The organism is uncultured Bacteroides sp. (genome assembly GCF_949298305.1).
GTDB lineage: Bacteria > Bacteroidota > Bacteroidia > Bacteroidales > Bacteroidaceae > Bacteroides.
The window spans coordinates 1-15257 of the sequence record NZ_CASFWU010000003.1 but is presented as its reverse complement, the minus strand read 5'-3'; the positions used below and the strand labels follow the sequence as shown (position 1 = coordinate 15257).

The window sequence follows — 15257 nt, the reverse complement described above, 5'->3', positions numbered from 1 at the left end:
GTTGATTGTTGGCTGCAAAAGTACACCTTTTTTTCTATTTTTTCTATATTTGCCGCGGTCTATTGAAAAGAGAAATTGCGGTTGGAACGTTTACTGTATATATGGATAGGGCTGTGCTTCTTGTTCCTGGGTAGGCTGGAGGCAAAGGAGGAACTTGTGCCCGACCGTCGGAAAGAGACTGCCCATACGGCCGACTCCATCATGGACAAAGTCATCTTTTTTGCCCCTTTCTACGAAGGCATTATCGACGAATACCATGCAGGGCTGTACATCAAAGGTCAGGTCAACATCCGCAAGAAGAACCGGCTGATACGTTTCATCCCCACCATGTTCCGCCTGCGGAAAGGTGTGAACGAATACATGATGGAGACATACAGCGACCTCCATTTCACGGCTCCTGACATCTACGACCAGAAGGTGAAGGCCAGTGTGGGCACGGCTTCCGAGTTCTGGGAGGGCGACGGCCGCCTGCTGGAGTACTTCCACATCAATGTCTATGCCCCCACGCTGCTTTATGACAAGCTGCTTTCGCCCCTGGCTCCCAACGCCAAGAAGTATTATGCCTATTATCTGGACTCGGTGATGGGCCAGCCCCACGACCGGCAATACAAGGTGCGCTTTGTGCCCAAGAACAAGAGCTACCAGCTGGTAGAGGGGTACATGGTGGTCAGCGACCAGGTGTGGAGCATCCGCGAGATGCGCTTTTCGGGCCGTTCGGAAATGTTCCGTTTCAACAATCTGGTGAAACTGGGCGGGGTAGGCGAGGACGACGAGTTCCTGCCCGTCCACTACAACGTGGAAGGCACGTTCCGCCTCTTGGGCAATGTGGTGGAGGGCAGTTATGTGGCTGTGCTCGACTATGAGGGTATCCGGCAGAAGGACACCGAGAGGCTGTTTGAAAAGAAAAAGAAGAAAGACTATGACCTCACGAAGTCCTACACCCTGAGTACCGATACCAATGCCTATCTGCGCGACACGGCCTACTTCAAGACCGTGCGCCCCATTCCGCTCACCCAACACGAGGAGACGCTCTACGAGGACTACTTCCTGCAGCTGGATACCGCGAAGGTGAAGAAGAAGAAACCGGTCAACAAGACGCTGGAGTTCTGGGGCGAGATTGGCGATGCCCTCATCAGCAATTACACCGTCGACCTCAACAAGCTGGGCAGCGTGCGCTGTTCTCCGCTCATCAATCCGCTCCTGCTGAGTTACAGCGGCTCCAACGGCCTTTCCTACCGGCAGGAGTTCAAGTACAACCGCCTCTTCTCCCACGACCGCCTGTTGCGCATTGTGCCGCGCATCGGTTACAACTTCACGCGCAATGAGTTCTACTGGCGTGTCAATACCGACTTTGACTATTGGCCCCGCAAGCGGGCGGCCCTGCATGTGGAGTTCGGTAACGGCAACCGCATCTACAGCAGTGACGTGCTGGACGACCTGAAGAACATCCCCGATAGCCTCTTCGACTTCAACCAGATTCATCTGGACTATTTCAAGGACCTCTACTTCATCCTGCGCCACAGCTGGGAGATTGTCAACGGGTTGACGCTGGACGTCAGCCTGTCCATGCACCGGCGTACCGAGGCCGAGAAGTCCAAGTTCGTCCTCCTCTTCCCGGACAGCCCTCCCGTCACCCGCTCGGAGGAAGGACCGCCTCAGCTGTTCCCCAACTTTGACCGCGAACTGCTCAATCACTTCCGCCACACGTACACCAGCTTTGCGCCGGGCGTGAGGCTGACGTGGACGCCGGGCCAGTATTACTACATGAACGGCGACCGTAAAATCAATCTATATTCCAACTATCCCACCGTGTCCGTAGACTGGGAGCGGGGCATCGGCGGAATCTTTGAAAACTCGGGAAACTATGAGCGGATTGAGTTGGACTTCCAGCACCACATCTCCCTGGGACTGATGCGCGACATCTACTATCGGGTGGGGTGGGGAGCCTTCACCAACCAGGAGGAACTCTACTTCGTGGACTTTGCCAACCTGCGGCGCTCCAATCTCCCCACGGGCTGGGCGGACGATATAGGCGGCGTGTTCCAGCTGTTGGACGGACGCTGGTACAACTCCTCGCGGAAGTACTTCCGCACTCATGTGGTCTATGAGTCGCCCTTCCTGCTGCTCCACCACCTGAAGAAGTACACTCAATACGTGCTCAACGAGCGCCTCTACCTGAACACCCTCTTCGTGCCCCACTTGAATCCTTATCTGGAGGTGGGCTACGGCATCGGCACCCACGTGTTCGACTTCGGCGTCTTTGCCAGCTTTGCCAACTGGCAGTATCAGGAAGTGGGCGTGAAGTTCACCTTTGAACTGTTCAACCGCTGAGTGCCGGCCGGGACCGCACCTGTTGGCGGCGGCCTTGTTGTGTAAAGATTATTCTTATCGGCCTTGTCTCTTCCTGCCGGTTTGCAACCTCCTGATAATGAACGTGCTATGAAGCCGTCGGAAAAGTCCTTGACTGAGACCCCCTCACAATACGACTGAGGCACCCTAAGTATAGGACTGAGGGTACCTCTGTATACGACCGAGGCTGCCAACCTCGGCGGTGTTTTCTGCCTGTAAATAAAAATGACCGTCCGCCGTGCCGGCTGCGGCGAGGGCTGAATCGGCGTTTCGGGTAAAAACATCCGTAATATGTATACACGCCAATCCGTGCCGAAGGAGTACCTTTGCAGCAGGAAAACGATGTACTCACAATTAATCGGCCAACGTTATGAAAACCCACATTCTACTTGCGCTTGTCGCATGGACATTAAACACTACAACCATTATGGCACAGGAAAAAATCAAGCAGACGGCTGGACGCGACCAGCTCGGGGACTTCGCTCCCAAATTCGCGGAACTGAACGACGACGTACTCTTCGGTGAGGTGTGGAGCCGTACCGACAAACTCGGACTGCGCGACCGCAGCCTGGTCACCATCACCTCACTCATCAGCCAGGGCATCACCGACTCTTCGCTGACCTACCACCTCCAGACGGCCCGGCAGAACGGCATCACCCGCACCGAGATTGCCGAGATTCTGACCCACATCGGCTTCTATGCCGGATGGCCCAAGGCGTGGGCGGCCTTCCGCCTGGCCAAGGACGTATGGGCCGAAGATGCCGGCGGGGCTGACGCCAAGGCAGCCTTCCAGCGCGAGATGATTTTCCCCATCGGCGAGCCCAACACGGCATACGCCCGCTACTTTGTGGGCAACAGCTATCTGGCTCCTGTCTCGAGCGAGCAGGTGCCCGTCTCCAACGTCACCTTCGAGCCCGGCTGCCGCAACAACTGGCACATCCATCGCGCCACGAAGGGCGGCGGACAGATGCTCATCGGCGTGGCCGGCCGCGGCTGGTATCAGGAGGAGGGCAAGGAGCCTGTGGAGATTCTGCCCGGCACGGTCATCCACATCCCCGCCAACGTCAAGCACTGGCACGGTGCGGCGTCCGACAGTTGGTTTGCCCACCTGGCCTTCGAGGTGCCGGGCGAAGACGTTTCCAACGAATGGCTGGAGCCGGTTTCGGACGAAGCATACGGGCGGCTGAAGTAACTGTGTGGCGGCGGCTCCACCCGCCGCAGCCGGAGCGGCCGTCGCAGCCTGCCGCATTGTCCTGCCGCCGGCCGGAGGGAAAAAACCGCCCCCTGGCCGGCGGCAGTTGTCTGCCGGCCGGGCCGACAGACGCGGGGCGGAGGTCTTCTGCCCGTCGGGCCGATGCCCCGTCGCTGCTGCGGATGAGGCTTTTCCCCGTTCCGGGACGTCGGCCGCTCCGGCCTCGCCGGCTCTTTGTGCGGCCCCGTCTGCACTTCGGCCGGGAGGCTTGAGGGGTAAAAATAACGGCCTTGACAAGCGGTCGTAGGCCGATAATTGCTATTTTTGCACCGCCCTATGCGGCTCCGGCACCGGTCTGGATGCCGTGAGGTCGCATGGCGGCTGTCTCTAATATAAATAGGTATATGAAAACAGTCAGCATAACCACCGGAATTCTTGTCTGCCTTGCGCTGTTCGCTGCGCTGCCCCTGTGCGCGCAGATGCGGGTGGACTCCACCCGCGTCTATCCCATTGGCGAGGTAGTGGTGACGGGCGCACGCAGTGAGACGGATGTGCGCCATCTGTCGCAGACCGTCTCAGTCGTCAACCGTGAGCGGATAGAGCAGGCCATGCAGCCTTCGCTGCTGCCCGTACTCACCGAGCAGGTTCCGGGCCTGTTTGTCACCTCGCGGGGTGTGATGGGCTACGGTGTGTCCGGCGGCGCGGCGGGCAGCATCTCCCTGCGCGGACTGAGCGGCAGCACGGCCCGCCTGATGGTGATGATAGACGGCCATCCGCAATATGCCGGCATCTTCGGCCACCCCATTGCCGATGCCTACCAGTCGTTCCTGGCCGAGCGGGTGGAGGTGCTCAGGGGGCCGGCCTCGGTGCTTTACGGCTCGAACGCCATGGGCGGAGTGGTGAACATCGTCACCCGCAAGATGCAGGAGGACGGGGTCCGTACGGATGTGCGAGTGGGCTATGGCTCCTACAACACGCTGGAGACCGAACTGACCAACCGCATCCGTCGGGGACGCTTCTCCAGCATCCTCTCGGGCTCGTACAACCGAACCGACGGACACCGCGACGACATGGGCTTTGAGCAGTATGGCGGCTATGCCAAGCTGGGCTATGAGCTGTCGGACAACTGGAACCTGCGCGCCGACGTGGACGTGACTCACTTCAACGCTTCCTACCCCGGTCCGGTCAGTGCCCCGCTGCTCGACGGCGACCAGCGCATCACCCGCGGCATGACTTCAATGGCCGTGGAGAACAGCTACGAAAAAACTTCGGGCGCGGTGAGCTTCTTCTATAACTGGGGACATCACTGGATTAACGACGGCTATACCCCCTCTGCGGGCGAGGGGCCTCAGGACGACCGCTTCCTCTCGTCGGACAATATGATGGGCGTGTCCGTCTATCAGAGTACACAATTCTTTCAGGGCAACCGCATCACGCTGGGCTTCGACTGGTTCCACTATGGGGGCCACGCCTGGAACGAGTATGTGGGCGGAGAAAACGTAGGGACCACTTCCGACCTGGTGGACAAGCGGGAGGATGAGTTTGCCGGCTATGCCGACCTGCGTCAGGACATCGGTTCCTGGCTCACGTTCAATGCCGGACTCCGGGTAGACCACCATTCGCGGGTCGGCACGGAGTGGGTGCCCCAGGCGGGGCTGGCCTTCCACCTGCCCCGTGCGGCAGAACTGAAGGTCTCTGCCTCGAAGGGCTTCCGCTATCCCATCCTGCGGGAGATGTACATGTTTCCGCCCCAGAACCCCGACTTGCAGCCCGAATCCGTATGGAACTACGAGCTGGCCTTCTCGCAGCGGTTGATGGACGGGCGCCTTACCTACGGCGCGAACCTGTTCTACATCGACGGCAAGAACCTCATCCAGACGCTGCCCAACCCCAACGGGAGCGGCATGTTGAACCAGAACTCGGGCGAGATTGAGAATGCGGGCGTGGAGGTTCAGGCCGCCTGGCGCATTGACCGCCGCTGGTCGGTGGACGGCAACTACAGCTACCTCCACATGGAACATCCCGTTGTGGCGGCTCCCGAACACAAGCTCTATGCCGGCGCATGTTTCATGCAGGGACGCTGGACCCTCTCCACCGGCCTGCAGTACATTGCCGGACTTTATACGCAGACCGACCCGGTGCAGACCGAAGACTTCGTGCTGTGGAACCTGCGGGCTTCGTACCGTCCTGCGGGCTGGCTCACCGTCTGGGCCCGCGGGGAGAATCTGCTGGCACAGTCTTACGAAATCAATGCCGGCTATCCCATGCCGCGGGCCACGGTCATGGCCGGACTGAACATCAGTTTCTGAAAGATATGTAAAGACACGTGCCGGGTGCTGCGGCGGTCATCGGCACGGAGGCAATTCGCTGGTTGGCAGTAGTTTTTTTCACTCTCCTGTTTGCTGTTCAGGAAAATACTGCTATCTTTGCAGCCGATTTGAAAATTGAGTCAACATAATGTCTCACTTAATTAACGAGTTAAACAATTTATTTTATTAATGGAAAACTTTAAAAATGTTGCTCCCATCGAAGACTTCAACTGGGATGCTTACGAGAACGGCGAAGCCGTAACAAACGTCAGCCACGAAGAGCTGGAGAAGGCGTATGACAATACGCTGAACAAGGTTAACGACCGCGAGGTAGTTGACGGAACCGTGATTTCAATGAACAAGCGTGAAGTAGTTGTGAACATCGGTTACAAATCAGACGGTATCATTCCGATGAGTGAATTCCGTTACAATCCTGACCTGAAGGTTGGTGACACCGTAGAAGTGTACATCGAAAATCAGGAAGACAAGAAAGGACAGCTTGTACTGTCTCACCGCAAGGCCCGCGCTACCCGTTCTTGGGACCGCGTGAACGCTGCGCTGGAGAACGAAGAAATTATCAAGGGTTACATCAAGTGCCGCACAAAGGGTGGTATGATTGTAGACGTATTCGGCATCGAAGCTTTCTTGCCGGGTTCTCAAATCGACGTGAAGCCTATCCGCGACTACGATGTATTCGTTGGCAAAACAATGGAATTCAAGGTTGTCAAGATCAACCAGGAATTCAAGAACGTGGTTGTTTCCCACAAGGCTCTTATCGAGGCTGAACTGGAACAGCAGAAGAAGGAAATCATCGGCAAGCTCGAGAAGGGACAAGTTCTCGAAGGAACCGTCAAGAATATCACCTCTTATGGCGTATTTATCGACCTGGGCGGCGTAGACGGTCTGATTCACATCACCGACCTGTCTTGGGGTCGTGTCAGCGATCCGAAAGAAGTGGTTGAACTCGACCAGAAGCTCAATGTCGTTATTCTCGACTTCGACGACGAGAAGAAGCGCATCGCTCTGGGCTTGAAACAGCTCACTCCGCATCCTTGGGATGCTCTTGACCCGAACCTGAAGGTGGGCGACCACGTGAAGGGTAAAGTGGTTGTGATGGCCGACTACGGTGCATTCATCGAAATCGCTCCGGGTGTAGAGGGCCTGATTCACGTTTCTGAAATGTCCTGGAGCCAGCACCTGCGTTCTGCACAGGACTTCATGAAGGTGGGCGACGAAGTGGAAGCCGTAGTGCTGACGCTGGACCGCGAAGAGCGCAAGATGTCTCTCGGCATCAAGCAGCTGAAGGCCGATCCTTGGGAAACTATCGAAGAGAAGTATCCCATCGGCAGCAAGCACACTGCCAAGGTACGCAATTTCACTAACTTCGGCGTATTCGTTGAAATCGAAGAAGGTGTTGACGGCCTGATTCACATCTCCGACCTGTCTTGGACGAAGAAGGTTAAGCATCCGTCTGAATTCACTCAGATTGGTGCCGACATCGACGTTCAGGTACTGGAAATCGACAAGGAAAACCGTCGTCTGAGCCTCGGCCACAAGCAACTCGAAGAGAATCCTTGGGACGTATTCGAGACAGTGTTCACAGTAGGTTCAGTACACGAAGGTACCATCGTAGAGATGCTGGACAAGGGTGCCGTAGTTGCACTGCCTTACGGTGTTGAAGGTTTCGCCACTCCGAAGCACCTTGTTAAGGAAGACGGTTCACAGGCCCAGTTGGATGAGAAACTGCCGTTCAAGGTGATTGAATTCAATAAGGATGCCAAGCGCATCATCCTGTCTCACAGCCGTATCTTCGAAGATGCTGCCAAGGCTGAAGAGAGAGCAGAGAAGAAGGCTGCCAAGAAGGCCAACAGCAAGAAGGAAGAGATTCCGGTAATCCAGAACCAGGCTGCTTCCACTACGCTGGGCGATATTGACGCACTGGCTGCCCTGAAGGAACAGCTGGAAGCCAACAGCAAGAAGAAATAATAATTGGATTTCTTGAAATATGGAAAGAGAGTGTGCCTCGCTGGCATGCTCTCTTTTTTTATATGCAGGCAGGACATGTCGGGTATGAAAATCCTTCCCGGCCTTTGATTTTCCTTGATAAATGTGGAGTGGAGACTTGTGTAATTAGGCTAATTTGTGTTCCTTTGCATTGACATGGAGAAATTTGAATTACATATACTGGGATGCGGTTCCGCTTTGCCTACTACACGCCATTTCCCTACTTCGCAGGTCGTAAACGTGCGCGACAAGCTGTTTATGATAGACTGCGGCGAGGGGGCGCAGTTGCAGTTCCGCAAGTCGCGCCTGAAGTTCTCCCGTTTGAACCACATCTTCATTTCCCATCTGCACGGCGACCACTGTCTGGGACTGCCGGGGCTGGTTTCCACCCTGAACCTCTTGGGGCGGACGGCAGACCTGCACATCTATTCGCCGGAGGGGTTGGAGAAACTGTTGAGGCCCATGCTCATGTTCCTCAACCGTCAGATGACGTATGAGGTGGTTTTCCATGAGTTTGAAACGAGGGAGCCTGCGGTGGTCTTTGAAGACCGTTCCATCACGGTGACGACCATCCCCTTGCGCCATCGGTTGCCCTGCTGTGGTTTCCTTTTTGCAGAGAATCCACGTCCCCGTCATCTGCTGCGCGACATGCTGGACTGCTACGGAGTGCCTGTGTCAGAGTTTAACCGCATCAAGAACGGGGCGGACTATGTGACGCCCGAAGGGGAGGTGGTGCCGAATGAACGCCTGACTTCTCCGTCCGATCCGCCGCGCAGGTTTGCCTACTGCTCGGACACCATCTATTGTCCGGGGCTGGCCGCGCAGCTTCAGGGGGTGGACTTGTTGTTCCACGAAGCGACTTTTGAGGACGAGGATGCTCCTCGTGCCAAGGAAACCTTCCATACGACGGCCGGACAGGCAGCCCGGCTGGCCCGGGATGCCGGAGTGAAGAAACTGCTGATAGGGCATTACTCGGCCCGCTATGAAGACGAGTCTCGCCTGTTGCAGCAGGCACAGGCCTGTTTCCCCCAGACGCAGCTTGCCTGCGAGACACTTTGTGTGCCGATATAGTGAATTTATTATAAACCGATTAAACCCTCGGTCTTTTTTGATATTTAAGTAGAAAAGGCGACGCCTGCAGGCCGATGCCTTAAGGAATAAAATGCGAATGAATAGATATGGATCCTTCTTACAATGAACGCGAAGTGTTGGCGCTTTTGCAGGAAGAGAGTACACAGAGGCGTGGATTTGAGATGATTGTGGCCCAATATAGCGAACAGCTGTATTGGCAGATCCGTCGTATGGTGCTTTCGCATGACGATGCCAACGATTTGCTTCAGAATACCTTCATCAAGGCTTGGACCAACATAGATTATTTCCGGGCGGAGGCAAAGATCTCTACCTGGCTTTATCGTATCGCACTGAACGAATGTCTGACCTTCCTGAACAAACAGCGGGCTGCGGCCACCGTTTCGCTGGACGACCCCGAAGCGGCCATGATAGACCGTCTGGAGGGTGACCCGTACTTCTCGGGCGACAAGATACAGCTGGCCTTGCAGAGAGCCTTGCAGACTCTGCCCGAGAAGCAGCGCATGGTGTTCAACCTGAAGTATTATCAGGAAATGAAATACGAAGAGATGTCCGACATCTTCGGTACTTCGGTCGGGGCACTAAAGGCTTCGTATCACCATGCCGTGAAAAAAATAGAGAAGTTTTTGGAAGGGGAAGATTAAACCTTCAACGGAAAATGCTGTCTAAAAAAACAGAAAGGAGAATGCTTTATGAAAGAGGAAGACAAACTTTTAAGAACGGTGGGTACGGAGAATCCTTTTCGTGTACCCGAAGGTTTCTTTGAGAATCTGACTTCAGAGGTGATGAACCGGCTTCCTGAGAAAGAGACTCCCGCTTACGAGCAGAAAGAACCTACGTTGTGGGATAAAGTGAAGCCGTGGATGTATATGGCTGCCATGTTTGTAGGGGCGGCGCTGATTATCCGCGTTGCTTCTTCAGACCGTGTTCCGGCTGCCGACCGTGTCGCAGTAGAAGATACGGAGCAGGAAACGGAATACATCAACTCCATTGTGGATAATTCGATGTTGGATGACTATTCCTTCTACGTTTACCTGACGGAAGCTGATGCGGAATGATGGTGAAAACAAAGTGAATGGACGTGAGTTCTCAAGAAGCGGCCTTTGTCGGCAAGCGACGTGAGATACGACGGCCATTCTATTACAATTAATGGATTTTTTAGAACGATGAGAAAACTGTTTGTACTGTTGGTCATGATATTCAGTCTGGTGCCTGTGCTTCAGGCGGAGGACGGATGTAACCAACAACGTTTGAGTAAAGAAGAGTTTCGTGCCAAGCAGAAAGCTTATATCACAGAAAAAGCTGGACTGACCGCGGAAGAAGCCGCCAAGTTTTTCCCGATTTATTTTGAACTGCAAGACCGGAAAAAGGCGTTGAATGACGATGCCTGGAAACTCCTTCGTCAAGGGAAGGAAGAGAATACGACCGAGGAGCAATATAATGAGATTATGGAAGGCGTCTACGAAGCGCGTATCGCTGCGGCACGCCTGGACAAGACTTATTACGAACGCTTCAAGAAAGTGCTTCCCAACAAGAAGATTTATTTGGTTCAGCGGGCCGAAGTACGCTTCAACCGGGACCTGCTGAAGGGGATGCGAAAGGCGAAAGGTGCTCCTCCAAAGAGGTAATGCCGTTGGTCATTTCTTGTTCCTGAGGAAAATATGTAAAGAGGGGATGTGCTGTTGTTGGGCGCATCCCCTTTTTTAATGGGGTATTCACCAGTTGAAGAGTAGGATGTAGCGGTTAGTGGTGAACGGTTAGTGGTTAGCGGTAAGGGGTTAGTGGTTAGTACCTATCCGGACGGCCACTAACCGCTCACCACTAACCGCTAACTCTTATTCTCCTTTCTCCTGCTTCTTGGCTTCCTCCCAGATGGCATCCATTTCGGCCAGCGTCATGTCGTGCAGGTTACGGCCTTCCTTGATGGTGTGGGCTTCCAGGTAGTTGAAACGGCGGATGAACTTTTGGTTGGTATGCTCCAGCGCGTTGTCGGGATTGATTTTGTAGAGGCGTGCGGCGTTGATGAGGCTGAACAGTACATCGCCGAATTCTTCTTCGGCCTTCTGCTTGTCCATATTGGCCGCTTCAGCTTGAAATTCCTGAATCTCCTCTTTCACCTTGTCCCACACCTGTTCGCGCTCTTCCCAGTCGAAGCCCACGTTGCGGGCCTTGTCCTGAATGCGGTAGGCTTTGATGAGTGAGGGCAGGGCGGCGGGTACGCCGCTCAGCACGGTCTTGTTTCCGCCTTTCTCTTTCAGTTTCAGCTGTTCCCAGTTTTCCACTACCTGGGCAGCACTTTCGGCTTTGGCGTCGCCGAAGACGTGCGGGTGGCGGTAGATGAGTTTTTCGCAGAGGCGGTCGCAGACGTCCTTGATGTCGAAGTCGCCCGTCTCGCTGCCTATTTTGGCGTAGAAAGCTACGTGGAGCAGGACGTCGCCCAGTTCCTTGCAGATGTCCTGCTTGTCGTCGCGCATCAGGGCATCACACAGTTCGTAAGTCTCTTCAATGGTGTTGGGGCGCAGGCTCTCGTTGGTCTGCTTGCGGTCCCACGGACATTTCTCGCGCAGTTCGTCCAGTATGTCGAGGAAGCGTCCAAAGGCTTCCATCTGCTCTTTACGGGTATGTTGCATGATCTTGGTTGTTAGAATAGTGGCGCAAAGGTACAAAGAATTTCAAAACGGGGGACGGAAGAAGAGATAGTTTTCTGAATGGGTTGAATTTGTTTGTTTTTAAAAATGGGATTATAGGGTATTATAGGTATGAAAGTGTTATTTTTGTGGAGAGTTATCTTATAATCTTTGGTATGAAAACGATTCAATTATTTTCGGTCGGGTTGCTGTTTCTGGCAGGAATGGCTTCCTGTACGCAAAAACAACAGGGGAGTAATGCCCATGTTGAAGAGAAAATCAATGCTTTGTTGTCCCAAATGACGCTGGAGGAGAAAATCGGACAGATGAACCAGCTTTCTTTCAATGGGAATGTGGAGGAGATGATTCCTTTCATAAAAGCTGGTAAGACAGGTTCTTTGTTCAATGTGGTCGACCCTGTGCAGGCCAATGCCTTGCAGCGGGTGGCGGTGGAAGAGTCCCGACTGGGGATTCCCCTGCTGATGGGGCGCGATGTGATTCACGGATTCAAGACGGTGATGCCCATTCCGCTGGGGCAGGCGGCTACGTTTGACCCGCAGGTGGTGGAGGAGGGAGCCCGTGTGGCGGCCATCGAGGCCTCCTCGACGGGTGTCCGCTGGACGTTTGCCCCCATGATTGACATCGCCCGCGACCCGCGCTGGGGGCGGATAGCCGAAAGCTGCGGAGAGGATACCTATCTGACGTCCGTGTTGGGAGCGGCCATGGTGAAAGGCTTTCAGGGCGACTCGCTGAACCAACCGACTTCCATGGCGGCCTGCCCCAAACACTTTGCCGGCTATGGTGCCGCCGAGGGTGGAAAGGATTATAACTCGACGTTCATTCCCGAACGCCGTCTGCGCAATGTCTACCTGCCTCCGTTCGAGGCGGCTGCCAAGGCCGGTGCGGCCACCTATATGACTTCGTTCAACGACAACGACGGAGTGCCTTCCACGGGAAACATCTTCCTGCTGCGCCAAGTGTTGCGTGACGAATGGGGATTTGACGGCTTTGTAGTGACCGACTGGGCATCGGCTTTCGAGATGGTCAGCCACGGCTTTGCCGCGGACAGGAAAGAGGCGGCCATGAAGGCGGTCAATGCGGGTGTGGACATGGAGATGGTGAGCGGCACTTTTCTGGAGGCTTTGCCGGAACTGGTGAAAGAAGGCAAGGTGAAGGAGGCGGTACTGGATGAAGCTGTGCGTAACATTCTGCGCATCAAGTTCCGTCTGGGATTGTTCGACCGGCCTTATACGGACGAGAGCCTGCAGGTGATGTATGCCCCTGAACATCTGGCAACGGCCAAGCGGGCGGCTACGGAGTCGGCCATCCTGCTGAAGAACGAAGACGATGTGCTTCCGTTGGGGGCTTCTGTCAAGACTGTGGCTGTGGTAGGTCCGATGGCTGACGCTCCGCACGACCAGTTGGGCACCTGGGCTTTCGACGGCGAGAAGGAGCGGACAGTCACACCCTTGCAGGCCATCCGGGAGTCGATGGACGGAAAAGTGCAGGTGTTGTATGAACCTGCTCTGGTGTGCAGCCGCGACAAGAACCGTCAGGGCATACCCCGTGCCGTTTCTGCCGCGTTGCGTGCCGATGTCGTCTTGGCCTTTGTGGGCGAGGAGTCCATCCTTTCGGGCGAGGCTCACAGCCTGGCCGACTTGAACCTGCAAGGAGCACAACGCGAACTGATAGCCGCCCTGGCGCAGACGGGCAAGCCGCTGGTGACGGTGGTCATGGCCGGACGTCCGCTGACCATCGGCGATGAGGTGGAGCAGTCGTCGGCTGTGCTCTACATGTTCCATCCGGGCACGATGGGCGGCCCGGCGCTGGCCGACCTGTTGTGGGGAAAGGCGGTGCCCAGCGGCAAGACACCGGTCACGTTCCCCAAGATGGTGGGGCAGATTCCAGTGTACTACTCGCACAACAACACGGGCCGGCCTGCCGGCAGGACGGAAATCCTGTTGGACGATATACCTTTGGAAGCCGGACAGACCTCGCTGGGATGTACGTCTTACTACCTGGATGCCGGGTTCGAGCCCTTGTTTCCCTTCGGCTACGGCCTGTCCTACACCACTTTCCGTTACTCCGAGCCCAAGCTGTCGGCCACAGAATTGAAGTCGGGCGATGTACTCACCGTCACGTTCGACCTGGAGAACACCGGCCGTTATGAAGGGACGGAGATTGCCCAGCTCTATGTGCAGGACAAGGTGGGTTCCGTCACCCGCCCCGTGAAGGAGTTGAAACGCTTTACGCGCGTCAGCCTGAAGCCGGGCGAGAAAAAGACCGTGACGTTTGAGCTGCCGATGGAAGAACTGGCTTTCTGGAACATAGACATGAAGCGGGTGGTTGAGCCGGGCGACTTCAACCTGTGGGTAGCCCCCGACAGCCAGAGCGGTACACCTGTGGCCTTCAAGGTTGTGGAGTGAAAGAGAGTACTAATATGAAGGAATACGGTTATGGCAAATACCTTTGTAGGGGGTGTGTCAAATTAAGGAAGCGTTTTCCTTTAGGCACGGATTACGCGGAAAACACAGAGAAAGAAAAATTATAATCTGCGAATTTCCGTGTAATCCGTGCCAAAAAAAACAAAAGGTCAGCCGCTTAGGGTTTCGATACACCCTCTCTTTTAATATGGCAGCGCAACTATCCGCGAATTTCCGTGTAATCCGTGCCTAAAGGAAAACGCTTCCTTAATTTGATACACTCGTCTACATTTCCGTCCTTTTCCCCCTCATCTCATACGAAATCAGCAGTCCCACTACTTCCGAGTAGTTCTGCCGTCCGCTCTCTATCTTGTTGCCTTTCAGGTAAAGGTCGTACATCCAGTCCTGGATGCTGCCAATGAGCGGGCTGTACTTGGCTGCCCAATACGCCTGGTTCTCTTCGGCCAGGCGGATGATTTCGGGCCGGATGCTGTCTACGAGGGCGGCGTATTCGGCCTCATCCAGCAGGCGGCGGGCATTGGAAAGTACATGGAAAAGCACGGAGAAATAGCCGCTGAAGCGGATGCCCCGCACCTGGGAGCGGGTACAGACCTGATAGGCGTAGAAGTTGGCCTCGGCCTCGCTGGTGATGCCCAGGCGGTGAGCCAGCTCGTGGGCATAGGTGGCGGGATATTGCGAGGGCAGCAGGTCGCCGTTCAGTGTGAACTCGCAGAAGAAGGGACCCATGCTGCCCGTGACGCCCACTTTGGAAATCAGCGGTGTGAACAGCATGGTCTTTACGCGGGGCGAGGGATGAAAGGGGGCATGTACGCCCAGCGAATCACTGATTTGTTGATAGCCCAGGACGCTCTCGCGGCACACCAGCGGTTCGTTGATGGAGGTGACCTCTGCATACGAGGCGTTCAGCCGCCGGATGTAGTTGTCCAGAAAAGCACGGAAGTTCTCTGCCGTATAGGGAGTGTATGGGATGCCCGTCCGCCGGTAGAAGTCGGGTTGCGAGTAGTTCAGCCCCCAGGCCAGGTAGAACCATGCGTACACCCACAGCAGATATTCCACTTCGCGCCCTGCGATGCGCCGCCACGGTTTCTTCCGGCGGAGGCGGGCATAAAAAGGATAGACAACGAGCCAGGCGATGCTGAGGGCGATGAAGAGGTCGCCCACGGCGAAGGGGATGAGGTCGGACACGCCGGTGAGCACACGGGCCACGAGGGGATAGACGTGGCGGGCGTAGCAGGCGCCCCAG

The 15257-nt window shown here is 55.5% G+C and carries 11 protein-coding genes; 9 read left to right on the top strand and 2 right to left on the bottom strand.

Annotated features, from left to right (window positions below; all coding sequences use genetic code 11):
• Positions 1–75: 75 nt before the first annotated feature.
• From Q1Y74_RS00595 to Q1Y74_RS00560, 8 genes are all read left to right on the top strand, one after another.
• Positions 76–2331, top strand: coding sequence for a DUF5686 family protein (locus tag Q1Y74_RS00595; RefSeq protein ID WP_300811752.1), 2256 nt, complete (start codon positions 76–78; stop codon positions 2329–2331).
• 388 nt (positions 2332–2719) lie between these two features.
• Positions 2720–3541, top strand: coding sequence for a carboxymuconolactone decarboxylase family protein (locus Q1Y74_RS00590; protein ID WP_300811751.1), 822 nt, complete (start codon positions 2720–2722; stop codon positions 3539–3541).
• A gap of 479 nt (positions 3542–4020) precedes the next feature.
• On the top strand, positions 4021–5850 hold the full coding sequence (locus Q1Y74_RS00585; RefSeq protein WP_300811793.1) for a TonB-dependent receptor: 1830 nt from the start codon (positions 4021–4023) through the stop codon (positions 5848–5850).
• 189 nt (positions 5851–6039) lie between these two features.
• Positions 6040–7836: a 30S ribosomal protein S1 gene (gene rpsA, locus Q1Y74_RS00580; protein WP_300811750.1), complete on the top strand. Its 1797-nt coding sequence runs from the start codon at positions 6040–6042 to the stop codon at positions 7834–7836.
• A gap of 174 nt (positions 7837–8010) precedes the next feature.
• On the top strand, positions 8011–8925 hold the full coding sequence (locus tag Q1Y74_RS00575; RefSeq protein ID WP_300811749.1) for a ribonuclease Z: 915 nt from the start codon (positions 8011–8013) through the stop codon (positions 8923–8925).
• 107 nt (positions 8926–9032) lie between these two features.
• The gene (locus Q1Y74_RS00570) at positions 9033–9587 is read left to right on the top strand and encodes an RNA polymerase sigma factor (RefSeq protein ID WP_300811748.1); all 555 of its coding nucleotides are present in this window, start codon (positions 9033–9035) and stop codon (positions 9585–9587) included.
• 48 nt (positions 9588–9635) lie between these two features.
• On the top strand, positions 9636–10001 hold the full coding sequence (locus Q1Y74_RS00565; protein ID WP_300811747.1) for a hypothetical protein: 366 nt from the start codon (positions 9636–9638) through the stop codon (positions 9999–10001).
• Positions 10002–10109: 108 nt separating this feature from the next.
• On the top strand, positions 10110–10571 hold the full coding sequence (locus tag Q1Y74_RS00560) for a hypothetical protein (RefSeq protein WP_300811746.1): 462 nt from the start codon (positions 10110–10112) through the stop codon (positions 10569–10571).
• Between the two features lie 207 nt (positions 10572–10778).
• Here Q1Y74_RS00560 and mazG read toward each other — a convergent pair whose 3' ends face one another.
• Positions 10779–11573: a nucleoside triphosphate pyrophosphohydrolase gene (mazG, locus tag Q1Y74_RS00555; RefSeq protein WP_300811745.1), complete on the bottom strand. Its 795-nt coding sequence runs from the start codon at positions 11571–11573 to the stop codon at positions 10779–10781.
• 173 nt (positions 11574–11746) lie between these two features.
• On the opposite strand from mazG, the gene bglX reads away from it, so the two are divergent.
• Positions 11747–13996 carry a beta-glucosidase BglX gene (gene bglX / locus Q1Y74_RS00550; protein WP_300811744.1) on the top strand — a complete coding sequence of 750 codons (2250 nt, stop codon included), beginning with the start codon at positions 11747–11749 and terminating at the stop codon, positions 13994–13996.
• A gap of 282 nt (positions 13997–14278) precedes the next feature.
• Here bglX and Q1Y74_RS00545 read toward each other — a convergent pair.
• A partial coding sequence (locus Q1Y74_RS00545) for a DUF3810 domain-containing protein (protein WP_300811743.1) occupies positions 14279–15257 on the bottom strand: 979 nt, incomplete at its 5' end.